The sequence below is a fragment of the Bacillus cereus genome (assembly GCF_002561295.1).
Lineage (GTDB): Bacteria > Bacillota > Bacilli > Bacillales > Bacillaceae_G > Bacillus_A > Bacillus_A cereus_S.
Map to the genome: position 1 here is coordinate 23,329 of NZ_NTUG01000038.1, position 19,979 is coordinate 43,307.

The following is a 19,979-nucleotide window of genomic DNA, read 5'->3' on the forward strand; positions in this document are numbered from 1 at the left end:
TGAAAGGACGAGAAAAATGAACTTACAAGATTTTGTAGCTTTTTATGTGGTAGCGCAAGAAAAAAGTATTTCCAAAGCAGCAACTAGGCTTAATTTTGTCCAATCAAACATAACAGCAAAAATAAAAAGGTTAGAAGCAGATTATGGAACACAGTTATGAAATGAAAATAGATTTATCTCAACATACTTTATTTATTGGAAAGATAGTGTGAAAACTGCTACATTTAACGCGTTTATTAGACTTCTCTTGTAGCATGTAAGACGATTGAAATGTTGATTTTAAAATGAATCCTATGTTTTTAATGAGTGTCACGACGGGGGGAGAGATTATTCTATATTGCTAATTCTAATTATTTTAAAAATTTCAAAAATAATTAAAGTAATATAGACCCTTTTATGTTATTATTTGTAAATGTAGGGCGCTTTTATCCTGTTGATCATAACATAGTCCATCATAGAGTGAAGTGTTTTAGAGGAAAATCTGGAGAGAAGATTCTCCTATATAATTAATTCTGCATGTTCGATTATGTTTTTCAAAGTTATTATTTGTAAATTAGAGGTGTTTTTTAGTTTTTAATGTTCATGTAGAACAAGTTATAGGAGGCTTTAAAAGCGGCTCAACAAACAGCTAACTTCTTTTTTTAATTTGTTTCATCACTGAAGGGGGAATGTTATGTCTATTTTGAGTGAAATGAAAGTATTAGAGATTGAGACTCAAGTATTTCAAAATTTAGTTGTGTTTAAAAAAGAAATAGCCAATCCATTACTAATGAAAAAAGAAATGGACAAGCTTATTAAACGACTGGGAAAGTATGGTCATAAACATTGCCATAAAGTTATTACAAAAGTGATAGAGCGAAATGAAGAAAAGAAAACTATCACATTACAAATCATGGTCCTTATAGAGGATGCCACTAATATTAAGGCGTTTCTTGATGTATACGATCAATATACTTTTGTTTATAAGTACATATTAAAAGATAGTATTTGTATTTCTATTTCAAACAATATGGAAGATTTTAGAAGGGCCGTTGGAAAATTCGTAGAATACGCTGATGCACTAACTGTAAATGAGTTAGATTTTAAAAAAAATCATATTATTGAAATAGCAAAAGTAGATATGAACGGCACGGTTATCGGTTTTGATTTATATATGGAGAAAATTTGAAGGAGGTTATCGATATGTTGAAAATTAGTCAAACGATGCAATTTATTCGCTGTTCTCGCTATGAGTATCTTGTAAAGAAAGGGAGTATCTCAAATTATTCATTTAACTTAAAAGATGAAGAGCAATCTGGTATTTTAGAAATTATATTTGAGGAGATTACATTTCCAATAAGTCGTGATGATCTAGAAGCACAGCTTTTAATGAGAATTGAAGATATTGATTCGAATTATATTAAAAGCTTATTGGATCAATTGTTAGAAGTTGAAATATTGTGTGAACTATCAGCTGTAACGGAAAAAAATATGAAAATTTGTGTGATAACAGACAGTGAGAAAGTTGATGTAATAATGAATGCCTTTTGTGAACAATCTTACGAAATTCAACCTTTTGTTTTTGAAAATCCTTCAAGCGAATCTAATAATATAAAATTTTTAGAGCTTCAGAATGAAAAAAATGCACTTGAGCAGCTAAAAGATTTTGAATATGTCCTTGTATTTAAAGAGCATTTTTCCCCTAGTACGTTCTATAAAGTCAATAAATTATGTTTAGAATTAAATAAAAAATTGATCATCTCTTATCTAGATGGAAATGAAGGGATTATTATTCCGTTAGTTAACTTTAGTCAAATAGGTTGCTACAACGACTTTGAAATTTTAAGAGAATCTTCTTTCTATAATTTATTAGACTATCAAATTATGAAAGAGCAACTTCTTCAGCAAGATTATCCGCATAAACCTTCAAATAATTTACATTTCAATATTTTAGTGAATCAAACCGTGTTATTACTCAATCACTATTCTTCGTATACAAATATTAATTACTATGCTTACTCCCTTGATTTTGAACGAATGATTAATACGAAATCTAGACTGCTTAAATTTCCAAAATGTCCTAGTTGTCAAAGTGACAAAAATCTTGTTCATGCGTTCATATGATGGAAAGGAAGAGGGAAAATGGATAAACAAATGCTTGAAATTATATTTGATGAGGAGAAAGACGATACATTTTCAGGTGAAGAGATTGCTACCTTTAAACGCTATATTGAAGAAAATGTTGCTTACTCAGAAAATAACTTTGAATTTCTTGAAGGGAACTTAGCCTATTATGCTTCGCGTCATACGAGCGAACATTATTTCTCACCAGCAGAATACTTCCATGTAAACTCAAATTTGACGAAAACAGATGAAATGCAGAAAAACATTGATTTATACAATAAGATGATTGAATGGCACAGTTCTACGGTTCATCCTCAAGATTCTGAGTATGTTCTTAAAAAGGAAAAATATGTTGATTTAGAAGATTTTCCAATAAAAATTAAAAATTTCATTCAATATTTGAACGGATTTGAAAAATGGGAGTTTTTTATCGTTGATTTACTAATCTATAAGGATGGCGAAATGTATCAGTATTTACCGCAAAAAGACTTTTTGTTTAAATGGAAAAATCATTCGAATCATATTTTAGAAAAAATTCAACAACATAAATACTTCTCTTTTCAAGATGTAAATCAAGAGCTTATGGATGAGAAAAATCCAATTCTTCTTATTCCTATATTCATTCCTATTCGAAAAATGTTATTTCTAGGCGAATATGGCTATAAGAGTGGCTTGATTCAATATGGAACTATTTTAAATAAAATAAATCAATATTTCTCTAGTACCGATCAAAAATATGAACAAATAGACTTGTTGGAAACGACAAAAATAAATGAAATTTTCAGACTTGATGGTGTTGAAAGAAGTATTCTATCTATTTTTATTACAAAATAAGCGACATAAAGGAGAAGAAAATGGAAGGAACAAGAATTAATGAACTCTCAGAGAAATTACAAAGTATAAAAGAACAACTTATAGATGTTTCGGATATTGACCAGGTGAAGGTCATGCATGAGATTATCGATGATACACCATATAAAACTCAAAATTATATGAAGTACATGCATGATGAATACTATATTGAGCATAACAAAAAAGATTTGATTGAGAAAAGTAAAGTGAAATATAAGCTTTCGGTAGATAAGAATAAACTTTGCGAAGGGGATATTCTCCAAATTATTTCTGGCAGACATTCTTTAAGGGATTTTGAAAATAAAACAATCGACTTTGAAACTTTTAGTAATATCATTCATTATAGTTTTGGTGTTAAATACTATGGTTTAGGGGCATACAATCAGAAGAAATATCCTTTTAAGTATACAAATACACAAGGGGGATTAAACTATCTTGATTTATACATCATCGTTAATAATGTGGAGAATATTGAAAAGGGACTATACTATTATGATTTTATAAATGATGAGATTTGTTTATTAGATAGGGGCAATATGAGACCTCTTATTAATGAAATAAACTTTCAAAACGAATTTACTGTTTATAGTAATTTTGTTTGCTTTATTGTTGCTGATATGCAAAGAGTCGTACCAAAATATTATAAGAGGGCTTATCGCTTTTCGCATGTTGATACAGGAATCTTGTCTGCATATTTACAAATACTCGCGGAGTATCATGGGATTGGATCTTGTGCTGTAGCTGGATATTTAGAACATAAACTAGAAAAGTTAATAGGGTTATCGAGTAATGAATATCCTATCCTTTCAATGTGTTTTGGATATAAACCGGAGGAGGAATAAGTTATCGTATTCGTACAGCTATTTTTTCTTATTGGCATTGTATTGTTTTTATACATTCAAAAAAAAAAGCACCATATATTTATGCGGGGGCATTGTTTGTTTGTATTATCATAAATTCCTTTTATTTTGGCATAGTTGATGCACAGCTTACACTTTCTTTTAAAACGCTCTTTATAATCGTTGTTGTAAGCATCTTAGCTATTTTGTTCTTTATTACAGACTTTATCGTTCTTAATATGATAACAAACAAGGTTCTGATTTTAGATTTCCCTTATTTTTTTAAAGGTAAAGTTCAAATTATAGCTTTTCTAATTTCTCTCCTTATTGCAATTCAAGAAGAGTTTTTATTTCGCTATTATTTGTTTCAAGAAAGTAGTTATCCTTCTATCTTTTTATTACTAATAGGAAGTGTCAGCTTTGGAGTTATCCATATTGTATTTTCAAAGTATGATATCTTCTCAAAAACTTTCTTAGGATTTGTTTGCGGTGTTATTTTTCTATTAACAAATAGTATTTTATTTTCAATTCTTTTTCATATTATCTATAACTATTTTACCTTGAAAAATAAAACGACAGAATTGGAGGTTAGTAGCTTTGGGAATTGAAGTTAATACTTTAGTCAAAAACTATGAAGATCATGTTGTTTTGGACGAAATTAATTTGTCTATTGATAAACCAGGAGTATATTTAATTGCTGGGCCGAATGGTAGCGGAAAAACAACGCTATTAGAAATTCTTGTAGGCTTGCGGGATTATACAAAAGGACAAATAAAAATTAATCATAAAAGAGTCGATAATATCAGTATAAAGCAAGAGGTTGGTTTTTTAACACAACAAAATACCTTAAGAAAAAATTGTACGGTAGCGGAGGAATTAAATTTAGTCAAAGAGCTTTTTCAACTGAACATTGATACGTATGAGTATTTGAAAAAGTATAAGTTACAGGAATATTACTATCAAAAAACAAAGAAATTATCTGGTGGAACGAAAAGAAGAGTTCTAATTGCTATGCTGCTTATGCCTAAATATAAAATTGCAGTTTTAGATGAACCAGTGTCTGGATTGGATACATTTAGTCGTGATGAAATTTGGAACATGATTAGGGAGTATGCTGGGGAAAATATTGTTGTCGTATCGGATCATTATTTAAACCAAGCTGCTCAATATAGTGATTATCTCTTCCTGTTAAATAAAGGGAAAATTATTTTGAGTGGAAAAACGAATGAGCTGATTCGTGATTTTAAATATGGATTTGTCATTAAGGCACGGGAGCATCACTTAAAAGAGTTAAAAGAATTATTAGGGGAAAAGAGTTCATTATTAGAACGGAAAATTTCTGGTTCTGTTCATAATTTTTTTATGAAAAAAGAAGACTATAGTAATTTTGAAAAAGTGGCATTGACTAATAAATTTAGTTTACACCCTGTCAATTTAGAAGATATATATTTTTATCATACAGGTGACTTGGTAAAAGATGTGGAGGATTAATATATGGAGAAACGAATAGCATTCTTTAAAGTTGAATTGAAAGCTTTATTAAGAGAACCGGTTTCGATATTTTTCATGGTTGTTCTTCCTATCATTTTAACAATTGTATTTGGGGGTGCTTTTGGAGATGAACCGACGAAGTATGGAGAGAATGTAAGGGGAATTGATACAGTAGTTCCCGTTAACATTGTATTCTTACTTGCAAATGCTGGTTTAATGGGGATTCCAATTACTATTTTAGAATTAAAAGAACAGGGCGTGCTAAAGAGGTATAGTACATATCCATTAAAGTTAAAATCCTATTTTGCTGCTCTTTTGATGACATTTACTTTAGTTAGTGTTCTGTCTACCATTTTATTTGTAAGTATGTCCATCTTTGTTTATAAGGCTTCCTATTATATGAATTTTCTTGAAACCATCTTGTTTATATTTATCTATATATTAATAATCTTTATCTTTTATACAATCGGTTTTCTATTTGCTTTGTTTATTAAATCAGCACGTACAGCAAACTTAGTCTCTTCTGGTTTTTTTATGGCATTACTTTTCACTTCAGGAGTGGTATTACCACTTGAATCTCTTCCAAAGTATGTTCAACAGGGAGCGAAAATTTTTCCGATGTCACATAGTATAGAAGTTGTTCAAATGTTGTGGATTGGTGAGCTTTCAGTGAAGGATTCGTTATCTAGCCTCCTTTATTTAATAGGCTTAGGACTAATCCTATACCTTATACTAAGGAGTGTGAAAATGAGATGGGATTCGTAAAAAAAGGTAGTAAAGTGAGCATTACTATTTTAAATAAAAGAAAAATTTCTGAACCTGCTTCGTTCGAATATGAAGATTTTGCTAATTATCGAGAAATGTCTAGTTATCTAGGTTACTTTAATTTAATTAAGAAGCTTGATGTAGTCATGGCTCCATCTTCAGAACTCCCACTTTACATTGGTAACTGTGAATTTATGAATATTAACTATTTTTTTAATTACTTACTAAGAAGAACGAGTATGTCTGTCAAATTAAATGAATCTATTTTCGCAGGTGGAAAAGGGTTTACGTTGTATAAAGCGATTTGCTCGTCTCTTGGTGAAGCGTTTGAGAGATTAATGGCTTGTTTGGAATATTTTATTCAAAAAGACAATGTTTTTTTAGGTACCTACAAAGATATTCAGGAAAAGGGGTTTAAAGCTATTCATCCCTCAGAGATTAAAAGCTTTTCTGAGGAGCAGTTTTTTGATGAGAATTTTCTCTTTGAAGAATTCGATGAGGAAACTTACACAAGCTGGATGATTATGGAGGATTTGCATAGTGGAGAAGACATTTATATTCCAGCTTGCTTGATTCTTATGTATTATAAGCCAAAAAGTGATCAGGAAAAACGAATTGGCTATGCTACATCTGGTGGATTGACATCTCATTATTTAGAAAATCATGGGATCGAACATGGTTTGATGGAAATTATTGAGCGTCATGAAATTAATCTTTCTTGGTATTGTAAAATCAAACCCGAAGAGGTTATTATCGATGAAATTAAGCATAAACAACTGGCTAAGTATAAAGATTACATAAAGGAAAAGAACATTAGATTCTTCAGACATAATGTAGATCAACAAAATTTTCATGTAATCACAGCGATGTCGTTTGATGATGATATGACGAAATATTCATTTAATACAGGTGGTGGCATTTCGCCTGATATTGAAAAAGCGATCTTAGCTTCTATGGAAGAATATACACAAGCAGTTAATAATACAAGAAAGATTGTTTACGCACCTAATTGGCTTACTTCAAAGTTTTCGAATGGTGTTTTAGATGTAGATGAAGATGACGATCCGAGAAATTTCAAGACATTCTATCAAGCGGTATCTTACTATGGGCTTAAGAGTAACCAACATAAGTTAGATTGGTATGTAAAAGGTAATAAACCGCGGTTATTATCAGAAATCCGAAAAATACAGACTAATCAAAATATAAGAGAATATGTAAAGGAATTTAATCTAGAGCCCTTTATATCAAGGCTTGGGATTTCAGAACAATTTAAAAATATTTATATTTCAAAAGTGTATATGAAAGAGTTCACACCAGCATTTATTGCAGGAGTTCCAGTGCTGGGGCATGAGAAATACCAGGAGTACCTTCAAGATGGAAGTGAGCTTAATAAGGAAATTTTACCGTTCCCATAAATTTGATTGCATCTATTCTTATATGTCAAAAAGGTACAACTAATAATACCCAAATTCATAAGTGAGAAAAGATGATACATGAAGGGAGGTGAAAATATGAAAATCATCAAAAAAATTGAAGATCAAAAAGATTTCAATGCGAGTGCATTATCTCCAGGTGGATGGTGCTGTTCTTGCTGTTGCTGGTGTTGGGTAAACATTTTTAACTAATAACAAAATAATTATAAAGAAGAGAGTATTGGCAGATACTCTCTTTTCTAATCTTACTATGAGTATATACTTTTTGAAGGATTTTAAAACCTATTTATAAAATAGTTTTCGCTTTATCTGTTAAAGGGAAAGAACTCAATAAGGAATTTTTAAGTCTATTTCTCTTTTTTGAGCTTCCCCTTTTGTTTTGCCATTTCTCGAAGTAAATACTCGATGTGCGCGTTAACGCTGCGGAATTCATCATTCGCCCATTTTTCAATGACTGCGTGTAATTCAGGGTCGATACGTAATGGGAAACTTTTCTTTTTAGCCATATTACCTACAACCTTTAATATAGACTTCCTGTATTAATCACTGGCTGTGCACCTTTATCTGAGACGATAGCAACCAATAAGTTATTCACCATATTTGCTTTACGTTCGTCATCTAAATCAAGTATACCTTCTTCATCTAACTTTTGAATAGAGTCTTTAGCCATTTGAACAGCGCCTTCAACAATTTCTTTTCTTGCTGCTAATACAGCTTTTGCTTGTTGACGCTGAAGCATCGCATGAGCAATTTCTGTTGCATAAGCTAAATGTGTTAGGCGAGTTTCTAATACTTCTACACCAGCAATTTCTAAACGCGCTTCTAATTCCCGTTTTAATTCTTCGGAGATTTCCTCAGAATTCCCACGTAGTGTGATACAACTTTCATCTTGAAAATTATCATACGGATATTTCGTTGCAACGTGGCGAATTGCTGTTTCACTTTGAATTTCTACGAATTCATCGTAATGTTCCACACCGAAAATGGCCTTTGCTGAATCAACAACTTTATAAACGACTACAGCTGCAATTTCAATTGGATTCCCATCGACATCGTTCACCTTTAACTTTTTACTATTAAAGTTTTCTACGCGAAGGGAAACCGTTTGACGAAATGATAAAGGAACTGTTAAATATAAACCATTTTGACGGATTGTTCCTAAATAGTTACCGAAAAATGTAATAACTTTTGCTTGGTTTGGTTGGACAATACCAATGCCTGTTCCGAGAACTCCCGCTAAAACAAGACATAAGATTGCTACCACAAATATCTCTTGTACAAGGAAAAATACACCGATACCTGCTAAGGCTAAAAGGCCTAAGATACCTAGAAAACCATTTACGTAAAATACTTGTTTTTCTCTCATACGAATCGCCTCCTCTTGATATAAAAATGATATCACTTTTATATCATAAAATGCAAGGGGAGAAAGTATAATTTTCTGAAAAATAAAAAGTGGTTATTAGAAGAGTGAGGGGGAAGTGGTTTTTAGGTGTGCTTTTTTACCCCGCTATTTGCGGGCAGTAAGCCCCCCCACCTCAAGAAAACGATTTCCAGCTCTAGCGGCTAAAGAAGATAGGTGAGGACTGATAAGCAGTGAGGGATGTAGAAAAACCCCACTGCTTAAAGTTTCACTTTATGCGAATCGTTTAGAAAAATAAAACAAAACAGAACGTTAGTTCTGTTTTGTGGTAAAATAAAGAAGACTTAGCCGCCCACTGCAGCAGCTAAGTCCCTTTGAGAGCATCTTGCATCGTGACAAATGATTCAAAGCGGTTTTGCCAGGATTGCTTCTTCAATCGCTGACTCAATCTCTTTGTCAGAAGCGTCATAACTTCCTTGTGACTTTTTGGTGTCAGCACTGGAAGTATGACTTACTTCTTCTTTAGCATGTCCTTTTTTATTAAAATCCATGCTAGGTATTTTAAAGTCACCCATGTTCATATATTTTCCGAATTTACATGCTTCAGTAATCGGGCAGAAACGAATAATCCCCTCTGCAATTTTCATTGCACTAAGCCACAGCAAAACCTTTGACCAAGTGCACCATGGTTTACGTGTAAGTTTAGCTGTGCTACAACTTAGAACGACCAAACCGAGTGTAATTCGGATTAAAGCATTCATTATGCCGATGTTTTGTTTTATCAAAGAAAACACTCCTTCTTCATCAGCTTAGAAATAGAAGATACTATTTCATTTGTTATTATTCCATGTAAGTTTCGCGATATGTAATCCAACATTTGACGTTGAAAAAGATGTCGGATTGGGCGTGTGTATAGGTGTGTTTTTTTGTTATAATGTAAGAATGCATAAAAGGAAGTTTAAAAAGTCCGGTCAAGATAACTGCTTTTTTGAAAAAACATATAAAGATGATTAGATAAAAGAAAGGGTGTTTTCATGTACGATATTTCACAGTGGAAACATGTATTTAAGCTTGATCCAAATAAAGAATTAAGCGATGAACATTTAGAAATGATTTGTGAATCTGGAACTGATGCAGTAATTGTAGGCGGAAGTGATGGAGTAACGATAGATAATGTATTACATATGCTAGTGAGCATTCGTAGATATGCAGTTCCTTGTGTGTTAGAGGTTTCTGATATTGAAGCACTTACACCAGGGTTTGATTTTTATTACATCCCAAGTGTTTTAAATAGCCGCAAAGTAGAATGGATAACGGGGATTCACCATGAGGCATTGAAAGAATTTGGGGATATTATGAACTGGGATGAGATTTTCATGGAAGGATATTGTGTTTTAAATCCTGAAGCGAAGGTAGCGCAAATTACAGAAGCAAAATGTGATTTAACAGAAGAAGATGTGATTGCGTATGCACGTATGGCAGACAAGCTTCTGAACTTGCCAATTTTCTATTTGGAATATAGCGGTACTTACGGAGATATTGAACTTGTTAAAAATGTAAAGGCAGAATTGCAACAAGCAAAGTTGTATTATGGCGGCGGGATTTCAAGTGCGAAAGAGGCAAAAGAAATGGCGCAGTACGCTGATACAGTCGTTGTAGGTAATGTAATTTATGATGATATAAAAGCAGCGTTACAAACAGTAAAAGCTGTAAAAGGAGAGTAGGTGAAGGCACATATGAGTATAACTGATAAATTATTAAATGGTTTAAATCCAGAGCAACAAAAGGCGGTACAAACGACAAATGGGCCACTTTTATTAATGGCGGGTGCAGGTAGTGGTAAGACGCGTGTGCTAACACACCGCATCGCATATTTACTTGGTGAAAAAGGCGTAGCACCGTGGAATGTATTAGCGATTACTTTTACAAATAAAGCAGCTCGTGAAATGCGTGAGCGTATTGATACACTTGTTGGTCCAGAAGCAGAGGATATTTGGATTTCTACATTCCACTCGATGTGCGTACGTATTTTACGACGTGATATTGATCGTATTGGGATTAACCGAAACTTTACGATTTTAGATGCGAGTGATCAGCTCACTGTAGTGAAGAAAATTATGAAAGAGCGCAATATCGATCCGAAGAAATTTGATCCGCGTTCTATTTTAGGTGGCATTAGTAATGCGAAAAATGAATTGTTGTCAGCTGACAAATATGCAAAACAAATTTCAATTGCTGATCCATTTGAGAAATTAACAAGTGATGTATATACAGAGTATCAAAAGCGTCTTCTGAAAAATAATTCATTAGACTTTGATGATTTAATTATGACTACGATTCAATTATTTGATCGTATTCCAGAAGTGTTGGAATTTTATCAACGTAAATTCCAGTATATTCATGTCGATGAGTATCAAGATACGAACAGAGCACAATACATTCTTGTAAATAAATTAGCAGCTCGCTTTAAAAATCTTTGCGTTGTTGGTGATTCTGACCAGTCGATTTATCGTTGGCGTGGGGCTGATATTTCTAACATTTTGTCATTTGAAAAGGACTATGAAAATGCACAGGTTATCTTGTTAGAACAAAATTACCGTTCATCACAAAGTATTTTAAATGCGGCCAACGCTGTCATTGAAAATAATTCAAATCGTAAACCGAAAAAATTATGGACGGATAATCAAATTGGAAGTAAGATTTCGTATTACCGTGCTGCGACGGAAAAGGATGAAGCATATTTTGTTGCGAAAAAAATTCGTGATGAAATTCAAATGGGAAATCGAAAATATACAGACTTTGCGGTTCTGTATCGTACGAATGCACAGTCTCGTATGGTGGAGGAAATTTTCTTAAAGTCCAACATTCCATATAAAATTGTCGGCGGTATTAAGTTCTACGACCGTAAAGAGATTAAAGATATTTTGGCTTACTTACGTTTAATTGCAAACCCGGATGATGAAATTAGTTTCGCGCGTATTATTAACATGCCAAAACGCGGAATCGGTGCCACTTCTATTGATAAAATTATTAATTACGGCGTACAAAATGGAATTTCATTAACAACTGTACTAGATGAAATTGAACATGTTGGGGTAAGTGCAAAAATTACAAAAGCAGTAAAAGAATTCGCGAGTCTATTACACAATTGGGTAAATATGCAAGAATATTTGTCTGTTACGGAACTAGTAGAAGAAGTAATCGAGAAAACAGGTTACCGTGATATGTTAAAAAATGAACGTTCTTTAGAAGCAGAAGGACGACTTGAAAACTTAGATGAGTTCTTATCTGTTACGCAAACATTTGAGTCACAAAGTGAAGATAAGAGTCTTGTTGCTTTCTTAACAGATTTAGCGCTTGTTGCGGATATTGATCGTGTGGATGAAGATCCAACTGCTGGCGAAGAAGTTATTTTAATGACGATGCACTCGGCAAAAGGATTAGAGTTCCCGGTTGTCTTTATTATTGGTTTAGAGGAAGGTGTCTTCCCTCATACTCGTTCTCTTATGGAAGAAGATGAAATGCAAGAAGAACGCCGCTTAGCTTATGTAGGGATCACTCGTGCAGAAGAAGAGTTATACTTATCGAATGCCCAAATGCGTACTTTATTTGGTAGAACAAATATGAACGCGGCATCTCGATTTATTTCAGAAATTCCGACAGAGTTACTAGAGTCATTAAATGAAACAGCACCAAAAAAAGAAACATTTGGGGCAAAAGCAAGAACAACAGCTACAACAACACGCTCTCGTTCTGCATTTGTGCGACCGGCAGCAAAAACAACAGGAGGAGAGCAAATTGGCTGGGCTGTAGGTGATAAAGCGTCCCATCAAAAATGGGGTGTAGGTACAGTTGTAAGTGTGAAAGGTGAAGGTGATGCAAAAGAATTAGATATTGCATTCCCAAGCCCGATTGGTATTAAACGTTTATTAGCAAAGTTTGCACCTGTAACGAAACAATAGAGAGGAGTAAGGATATGTCAAAAGAAAAGGCAAAGCAGCGTATAGAAGAACTTCGTGATATGCTAAATGCATGTAACTATCAATATCACGTATTAGACAATCCTTCTGTTTCTGATGCGGAGTATGACCGCGATATGCAGGAGCTTATAAAATTAGAAGCAGAGAACCCAGAATTTTTAACAGAAGACTCTCCCACTGTTCGAGTTGGCGGAGCAGTGCTTGATATATTTGAAAAAGTAACGCATAAGTCACCGATGTTAAGTTTAGGAAATGCCTTTAATGAAGGAGATTTACGTGATTTTGATCGCAGAGTACGTCAAGGAATTGATAGTGCAAATGTAAGATATATATGTGAACTAAAAATTGACGGTCTTGCTGTTTCCCTTCATTATGAAAAAGGACGCTTCGTTCAAGGGGCAACACGTGGTGATGGCGTAACTGGTGAGGATATTACGCAAAATTTAAAAACAATCAAGGCAATTCCTCTTCGCTTGAAAGAAGAAGTAACATTAGAAGCGCGTGGCGAGGCATATATGCCAAAGCGTTCATTTGTGAAATTGAATGAAGAGAAAGAACAAAATGGTGAAGCGGTTTTTGCAAATCCACGTAACGCAGCAGCAGGATCAATTCGTCAACTAGATCCGAAAATTGCTGCGAAGCGCAATCTGTCTATGTTTGTGTACGGTCTTGCTGATGTGGAAGAAAAGACGATTGTATCACATAGTGATTCATTGAACTTTTTAGGTGAACTTGGATTTAAAACAAATCCAAATCGCCGCACATGTGAAACAATTGAAGACGTAATTACGTATGTAGAAGAATGGCAGGAAAAGCGTCCGGATCTTGATTATGAAATTGATGGAATTGTAATTAAAGTAGATGATGTAGCTTTGCAAGAAAGCTTAGGAACAACAGCAAAGAGCCCACGCTGGGCAATTGCCTATAAGTTTCCGGCAGAAGAAGTTGTAACGAGATTAACAGGGATTGAACTGAGTGTGGGCCGCACAGGTGTTGTGACACCAACTGCAGAACTAGAACCAGTTCGAGTGGCTGGAACAATTGTCCGCCGTGCATCTTTACATAACGAGGATTTAATTCGTGAAAAAGATATTCGAATTGGTGATTACGTTGTTGTAAAAAAAGCGGGAGACATTATTCCAGAAGTAGTCAACGTTCTTTTTGATAAACGTACTGGCGAAGAAGAAGAGTATCATATGCCGACGCATTGTCCAACTTGTGACAGCGAACTTGTTCGTTTAGAAGAAGAGGTAGCTCTTCGTTGTATTAATCCTGCATGTCCCGCGCAAATTCGTGAAGGGCTCATTCATTTCGTCTCAAGAAATGCAATGAACATTGATGGACTTGGAGAACGCGTGATTACACAGCTTTTCGAAGCAGATTATATTCGGACATTTGCAGATTTATATCCATTAACGCAGGAACAATTGTTACAACTAGAGCGCTTTGGTGAGAAATCAGCTTCTAAATTAGTACAAGCAATTGAAGCTTCTAAAGAAAATTCACTAGAGCGTCTACTATTTGGATTAGGTATTCGTCATGTTGGTGCTAAAGCTGCCCGCACGTTAGCTGAGCATTTTGAAACAATGGATCTGCTTGTGAAAGCAACAGAAGAAGAATTAAAAGAGATTAATGAAATTGGCGAGAAAATGGCCCAATCAATCGTAACGTACTTCGATAATGAGGACGTGTTAGAATTATTACAGCAATTTAAAGAGTACGGCGTTAACATGACCTATAAAGGGATAAAACGAGCAGATTTACAAAATGTTGAATCTTATTTCGCTGGAAAAACAATTGTCCTAACAGGAAAACTAGAAGTGATGGGGCGAAGTGAAGCGAAGAAAAAGATTGAAGAACTAGGTGGAAAAGTAACAGGTAGTGTAAGTAAGAGTACAGATTTAGTCGTTGCTGGTGAAGCGGCAGGGTCGAAATTAGCACAAGCAGAGAAACATAATATTGAGGTTTGGAATGAAGAGAGGTTCTTACAAGAGCTGAATAAGTAAGAGGTGCAAACTTACCATGAGAAAAATAGCATTAGCGGTATTAAGTCTTGGGCTACTTGTAAGCGGATGTAGCACAGATAAGAAAAAAGAAGAAAAAGTTGTTGAGAAAACAGGTAACGGAAAGGAACAAGCGATTGTTCCGAAATATTCGATTTCTGATGAGTATTATAAAACGACAGTTCCGTTTGATCCAGGTTCTGCACGTGGTCTAGTTGTAAAAGGGCTGAATAGTCGTTTAGACATCGATGAATTTGAAACAGGGTTAATGCGTATTGCAAAAGAGTCATTTAGTACGAAGGATTATGTATTCCAAGGTGGTAAATATTTAGATAAAGAAACATCCCAAATGCTTGTAAAGAGAAAGCGTACAGACGCGGAGCAAAAAGAGTTAGAAGAAAAGCTGAAAAAAGAAGCAGTGAAGTTTCCTAACATTGGATTGAATCCAGCATTACAAGAAGGTTCAGAATCAGCAGAGGTTCGGAACAAAAAGACGCCAATCTATCTTTCGAATATTTTAGAGCATGATTATTATTTGAAAAAAAATACTAATGAAGTTGAGCTTGGAGGCATTGTGATTGGTCTTGCGATGAACTCAGTTCATTATTATGAAGAAGAACATGGATATCCACGTGAAACAGAGATTAGTGAACAAGAGATGTTAGAACAAGCAAAGCCAATGGCAGAAGAAATTTTAAAAGTGTTACACAAAAATGCAGATACGAAAAATGTTCCAATTACATTCGCGATTTACCGCCAAGGACCAAAATCGACACTTGTACCAGGGAATTTTGTATCGTATGCGCAAGTAGATAAAGGTAGTGAAAAGATTGGGGATTGGAAAGCAATTAACGAAAAATATTACTTGTTCCCTTCTGAAGCAGCTAAAACAGATGTGCGTGAAGATTATACAAACGTAGAAAATTTTAAAGTGAAATTGGGCGAGTATTTCAAAGGTGATTACACAGCTGTTATTGGTACAGGATTCTATAAAGATGATCAATTGAAAGAAATGAAGATTGACATTCCTGTTCAATTTAACGGTAAAGCAGAAGTAATCGGGTTTACACAATTTGTTGCGGGACAAGTTATGCAATACTTCCCGAATTATGTGAAAGTACAGGTAACAATTAAATCGGTTGAGCGACCAGAAGCGATTATTATTCGTGAAGCGAAGCAAGATGAGCCATTTGTGAAAATTTTTGATTAAGAACAAGCTGTTCCTTTTTGGAACGGCTTTTTTTTTGCTGTAATTTTGTTATAATTTCTAATGTTATGAACTAAAAGGGGTAAGGAGAAAAGACATGGATGAGTTAAGCTTACAGATTATCGTACTACTTGTTGCTTTTGGTTTTTTGGCGGCATTTATTGATTCAGTTGTTGGGGGAGGAGGGCTTATCTCACTTCCAGCACTTATGTTTGTAGGATTGCCACCTGCTTCGGCAATTGCAACAAATAAGTTAGCTTCAACGATGGGGTCATTAACGAGTACGATTTATTTTATTCGTTCAAAAAAGGTTGATTTTCGTATTGTTGGAAAGTTAATCCCGTTAACTATTATTGGGGCCGTTTTGGGAGCATTAGTTGTAAAATTTATTCCACCAGATATTTTACGTCCACTCGTACTGGTTATGTTGGTATTTATTGCAATTTATATTATTGTAAAAAAAGATTGGGGAAGTGTCTCTACTTATAAAAAGATGACAAAAGGAAAAACATTAATATTTTACTTTGTTATTTTAATTATAGGATTTTATGATGGATTTTTCGGACCGGGGACAGGATCTTTTTTGATTTTTGCATTTTTATTAATTGGTTTGGATTTTATTAGAGCGGCTGCTGCTGGAAAAGTTTTGAATTTCGTTAGTAATATTGTATCTTTAATTACATTTTTATTTTTAGACATTATTCATTTTGAATACGGTATTATTATGGGATTATCGATGATTATTGGAGCATATTTAGGGTCTAAGTTTGCTGTGCAAAAAGGTGTTGGATATGTTCGTACTTTATTTTTATTGGTAACAGTTTTATTGATTGGGAAAAATGTTATGGAATATGTTCATATTTTTTAGCTTCATACGTACGTATGAAGCTTTTTTTATTTATTATATTTTAAAAATTAATTAATTTTTAAAATATAAGTCTAGGAATATTTGAATAAATCTAAATTATCGTGTAGAATAATGTTGTAAAATGTAAACGTTTTTCTAAGGGGAGGCTAAAAAATGGTAGTAGCATACAAACATGAGCCATTTACAGATTTTTCAGTAGAGGCTAACAAATTAGCGTTTGAAGAAGGTTTAAAGAAAGTAGAATCTTATCTTGGACAAGACTATCCATTAATTATCGGGGGAGAAAAAATCACTACAGAAGAGAAAATTGTTTCTGTAAACCCTGCAAATAAAGAGGAACTTGTTGGTCGCGTTTCAAAAGCAAGCCGTGAATTAGCTGAAAAAGCAATGCAAGTAGCGGATGAAACATTCCAAACTTGGAGAAAGTCAAAACCAGAAATGCGTGCAGACATTTTATTCCGCGCTGCAGCAATCGTTCGTCGTAGAAAACATGAGTTCTCTGCTATTCTTGTAAAAGAAGCAGGTAAACCATGGAATGAGGCAGATGCTGATACAGCAGAAGCAATCGACTTTATGGAGTATTATGGTCGTCAAATGTTGAAATTAAAAGACGGTATCCCAGTAGAAAGCCGTCCAATTGAATATAATCGTTTCTCTTACATTCCATTAGGAGTAGGTGTTATCATTTCTCCTTGGAACTTCCCATTCGCAATTATGGCAGGTATGACAACAGCTGCAGTAGTTTCTGGTAACACAGTATTACTAAAACCAGCTAGTACAACTCCTGTAGTAGCAGCGAAATTTATGGAAGTGTTAGAAGAAGCTGGTTTACCAGCTGGCGTAGTAAACTTCGTTCCAGGTAGCGGTTCTGAAGTTGGTGACTACCTAGTAGATCATCCTCGTACACGTTTCATTAGCTTCACTGGATCACGCGATGTAGGTATTCGTATTTATGAGCGTGCAGCAAAAGTAAATCCAGGCCAAATTTGGTTAAAACGTGTTATCGCTGAAATGGGCGGTAAAGATACAATCGTTGTTGATAAAGAAGCAGATCTTGAATTAGCAGCGAAATCTATCGTTGCATCAGCATTCGGATTCTCAGGACAAAAATGTTCTGCATGTTCTCGCGCAGTAATCCACGAAGATGTATACGATCACGTATTAAATCGTGCTGTTGAATTAACAAAAGAATTAACAGTTGCTAACCCAGCTGAATTAGGTACAAACATGGGTCCTGTTAATGACCAAGCTGCATTCGATAAAGTAATGAGTTACGTTGCAATTGGTAAAGAAGAAGGTAAAATCGTAGCAGGTGGCGAAGGAGACGACTCTAAAGGCTGGTTCATCCAACCAACAATCGTTGCTGACGTTGCAGAAGATGCTCGCTTAATGAAAGAAGAAATCTTCGGACCAGTAGTAGCATTCTGTAAAGCGAAAGACTTTGATCATGCGCTTGCAATTGCAAACAATACAGAATACGGTTTAACAGGAGCTGTTGTTTCTAATAACCGTGAACATATCGAAAAAGCACGTGAAGACTTCCACGTTGGTAACTTATACTTCAACCGTGGATGTACGGGTGCAATCGTAGGTTACCAACCATTCGGTGGCTTTAACATGTCTGGTACAGACTCTAAAGCTGGTGGACCTGACTATATCGCACTTCACATGCAAGGAAAAACTACTTCTGAAACTTTATAAGAGGTAGATGAGAAGACCTTCCTGTCACGGGAAGGTCTTTTTTATATAAGAAAGATATTGATGGGAAAATTGCTTTAAAGATGAAAAGAAACAAAACCAACAGAAAAAATAATCCATTCGTCATATTATTCTGTATTATTTTTTTGAATTTCCTGTATAATACAATTTGAAAGAAAATCTATGGTTAGACAAGAGGACACTACTTTCGGTTTGCTCGCTGAAAGTAGTGTTTTTGTATTTTTCAGAAAAAATATTGTAGAAAATTATGGGAAATGATAAAATGAAACATGAAAGATTGGGAGGAAAATAATTAGCAATCGAACGGTACTGTATAATATATAGTACTGAATAATAAAAGTTATATGAACAGGGATGTATGGAATTTAACTTTTAACGATTTTATAGAAAGAAATACGACGAAGGAAGTGTTATTTTATGAAAAAGCTTGCTCTTATCGCATTATCGTTGTTAGTTATTGGGAGCATTGGTGTTGGAGCAATGACTGTTTTCGGTGTAGCTTTTAATAAAACTGAAATTCATAAAAAAGAAACGGTGGCTGTTGAAAAAATCGATGAAATTGAAATAAAGACTTCTGCAGCAGATGTTGAAATTGTTGCAGTTGATTCAAAAGATATCGAAGTGTTACTGGATGGAGATATAAGCAAAGAGCTAGTAGATAAATATAAATTTGAAGTAAAGGAAGAAAGTAATAGATTGAATGTTAAATTCAGTAAAAATCGGGATTCTATTGGTTTGGGAATTGGGACTACTGCAGAAGTCAAGTTACAGGTGAAAGTCCCCCAAAAATCATATGAAAATGTAAAAGTAACCACATCATCAGGAGATTTTGTGGCAAAAGGAATTGAAACAAAGACAGCCGAATTAAAAACTTCTTCTGGGGATGTATCATTATTACATGCGAAGATAAATGGGAAATTAACGGTTGAAACGTCTAGCGGAGCAATTGAGACAGATAAAAGTGAAGTTGAAATAGCGAAATTGGAAACCAGTAGCGGGAAAATTAGTGTAGATAGTTTGCGTGCTAAAGGAGTAGTATTTACAACATCATCAGGTGATATTGAATATAATGATGAGAGTTTGCAAGGCGAGGTGGAATGTAATACATCAAGTGGTGATGTACGTATGAAATTTAATACACCTCCTAAGTCGTTGAGAGTAGATTTTGAAGGAAGTTCTGGTAAAGCGGATTTAAATATTAATGGCTTATTATATGAAGAAAAAACAAAGAGAAAATTAATTGGAGTAAAAGGGACGGGCGAAAATAAAGTGAAAGTGAAAACAAGTTCGGGAGATTTCAAGTTACAGTAGCATAGAGATAACGGTATAAAAATCATGTCTTCAGCAGATGAAGAC

General features: G+C 34.2%; 18 protein-coding genes and 1 pseudogene. 16 read left to right on the top strand and 3 right to left on the bottom strand.

The window, feature by feature from the left end; genetic code table 11:
- Positions 1 to 16: 16 nt before the first annotated feature.
- The 9 genes and pseudogenes from CN373_RS20450 to CN373_RS20490 all read left to right on the top strand — a co-directional run.
- A pseudogene (locus tag CN373_RS20450) lies at positions 17 to 157 on the top strand (LysR family transcriptional regulator); the annotation flags it as partial.
- 516 nt (positions 158 to 673) lie between these two features.
- Positions 674 to 1,168, top strand: coding sequence for a hypothetical protein (locus tag CN373_RS20455; protein WP_000025788.1), 495 nt, complete (start codon positions 674 to 676; stop codon positions 1,166 to 1,168).
- Positions 1,169 to 1,182: 14 nt separating this feature from the next.
- A complete protein-coding gene (locus CN373_RS20460; RefSeq protein WP_000913092.1) occupies positions 1,183 to 2,103 on the top strand; it encodes a hypothetical protein in 921 nt (306 codons plus the stop codon).
- Between the two features lie 18 nt (positions 2,104 to 2,121).
- Positions 2,122 to 2,937: a hypothetical protein gene (locus tag CN373_RS20465; protein WP_000360811.1), complete on the top strand. Its 816-nt coding sequence runs from the start codon at positions 2,122 to 2,124 to the stop codon at positions 2,935 to 2,937.
- A 20-nt stretch (positions 2,938 to 2,957) separates the two neighbouring features.
- The gene (locus CN373_RS20470) at positions 2,958 to 3,797 is read left to right on the top strand and encodes a SagB family peptide dehydrogenase (protein ID WP_000399270.1); all 840 of its coding nucleotides are present in this window, start codon (positions 2,958 to 2,960) and stop codon (positions 3,795 to 3,797) included.
- A gap of 236 nt (positions 3,798 to 4,033) precedes the next feature.
- Positions 4,034 to 4,402 (top strand): CPBP family intramembrane glutamic endopeptidase, encoded by a 369-nt coding sequence (locus tag CN373_RS26225; RefSeq protein ID WP_430794193.1) that lies wholly within the window; start codon positions 4,034 to 4,036, stop codon positions 4,400 to 4,402.
- The gene (locus CN373_RS20480) at positions 4,392 to 5,285 is read left to right on the top strand and encodes an ABC transporter ATP-binding protein (RefSeq protein ID WP_000510779.1); all 894 of its coding nucleotides are present in this window, start codon (positions 4,392 to 4,394) and stop codon (positions 5,283 to 5,285) included. The genes CN373_RS26225 and CN373_RS20480 overlap by 11 nt, the downstream gene beginning before the upstream one ends.
- A 3-nt stretch (positions 5,286 to 5,288) precedes the next feature.
- The gene (locus CN373_RS20485) at positions 5,289 to 6,050 is read left to right on the top strand and encodes an ABC transporter permease (RefSeq protein ID WP_000415336.1); all 762 of its coding nucleotides are present in this window, start codon (positions 5,289 to 5,291) and stop codon (positions 6,048 to 6,050) included.
- Complete coding sequence (locus CN373_RS20490) at positions 6,038 to 7,465, top strand: YcaO-like family protein (RefSeq protein ID WP_000508138.1); 1,428 nt, start codon at positions 6,038 to 6,040, stop codon at positions 7,463 to 7,465. The genes CN373_RS20485 and CN373_RS20490 overlap by 13 nt, the downstream gene beginning before the upstream one ends.
- Positions 7,466 to 7,830: 365 nt before the next feature.
- On the opposite strand, the gene CN373_RS20495 is transcribed toward CN373_RS20490, so the two are convergent.
- From CN373_RS20495 to CN373_RS20505, 3 genes are all read right to left on the bottom strand, one after another.
- Positions 7,831 to 7,989 (bottom strand): toxin-antitoxin system HicB family antitoxin, encoded by a 159-nt coding sequence (locus CN373_RS20495; protein WP_001085175.1) that lies wholly within the window; start codon positions 7,987 to 7,989, stop codon positions 7,831 to 7,833.
- Between the two features lie 14 nt (positions 7,990 to 8,003).
- Positions 8,004 to 8,849: an SPFH domain-containing protein gene (locus CN373_RS20500; RefSeq protein ID WP_001208439.1), complete on the bottom strand. Its 846-nt coding sequence runs from the start codon at positions 8,847 to 8,849 to the stop codon at positions 8,004 to 8,006.
- A 401-nt stretch (positions 8,850 to 9,250) separates the two neighbouring features.
- Positions 9,251 to 9,628, bottom strand: coding sequence for a YgaP family membrane protein (locus tag CN373_RS20505; protein ID WP_033664602.1), 378 nt, complete (start codon positions 9,626 to 9,628; stop codon positions 9,251 to 9,253).
- Between the two features lie 252 nt (positions 9,629 to 9,880).
- On the opposite strand from CN373_RS20505, the gene CN373_RS20515 reads away from it, so the two are divergent.
- From CN373_RS20515 to CN373_RS20545, 7 genes are all read left to right on the top strand, one after another.
- On the top strand, positions 9,881 to 10,570 hold the full coding sequence (locus CN373_RS20515) for a heptaprenylglyceryl phosphate synthase (RefSeq protein WP_000272114.1): 690 nt from the start codon (positions 9,881 to 9,883) through the stop codon (positions 10,568 to 10,570).
- Complete coding sequence (gene pcrA, locus CN373_RS20520; RefSeq protein ID WP_000643637.1) at positions 10,571 to 12,808, top strand: DNA helicase PcrA; 2,238 nt, start codon at positions 10,571 to 10,573, stop codon at positions 12,806 to 12,808.
- 14 nt (positions 12,809 to 12,822) lie between these two features.
- Positions 12,823 to 14,832 carry an NAD-dependent DNA ligase LigA gene (gene ligA, locus CN373_RS20525; protein WP_000031616.1) on the top strand — a complete coding sequence of 670 codons (2,010 nt, stop codon included), beginning with the start codon at positions 12,823 to 12,825 and terminating at the stop codon, positions 14,830 to 14,832.
- 16 nt (positions 14,833 to 14,848) lie between these two features.
- Complete coding sequence (locus CN373_RS20530; protein ID WP_001225668.1) at positions 14,849 to 16,039, top strand: CamS family sex pheromone protein; 1,191 nt, start codon at positions 14,849 to 14,851, stop codon at positions 16,037 to 16,039.
- 94 nt (positions 16,040 to 16,133) lie between these two features.
- Complete coding sequence (locus tag CN373_RS20535; protein ID WP_000343980.1) at positions 16,134 to 16,904, top strand: TSUP family transporter; 771 nt, start codon at positions 16,134 to 16,136, stop codon at positions 16,902 to 16,904.
- Between the two features lie 153 nt (positions 16,905 to 17,057).
- The gene (pruA, locus tag CN373_RS20540) at positions 17,058 to 18,605 is read left to right on the top strand and encodes an L-glutamate gamma-semialdehyde dehydrogenase (RefSeq protein ID WP_000259561.1); all 1,548 of its coding nucleotides are present in this window, start codon (positions 17,058 to 17,060) and stop codon (positions 18,603 to 18,605) included.
- A gap of 435 nt (positions 18,606 to 19,040) precedes the next feature.
- Positions 19,041 to 19,934: a DUF4097 family beta strand repeat-containing protein gene (locus CN373_RS20545; RefSeq protein ID WP_000731825.1), complete on the top strand. Its 894-nt coding sequence runs from the start codon at positions 19,041 to 19,043 to the stop codon at positions 19,932 to 19,934.
- Positions 19,935 to 19,979 lie beyond the last annotated feature (45 nt).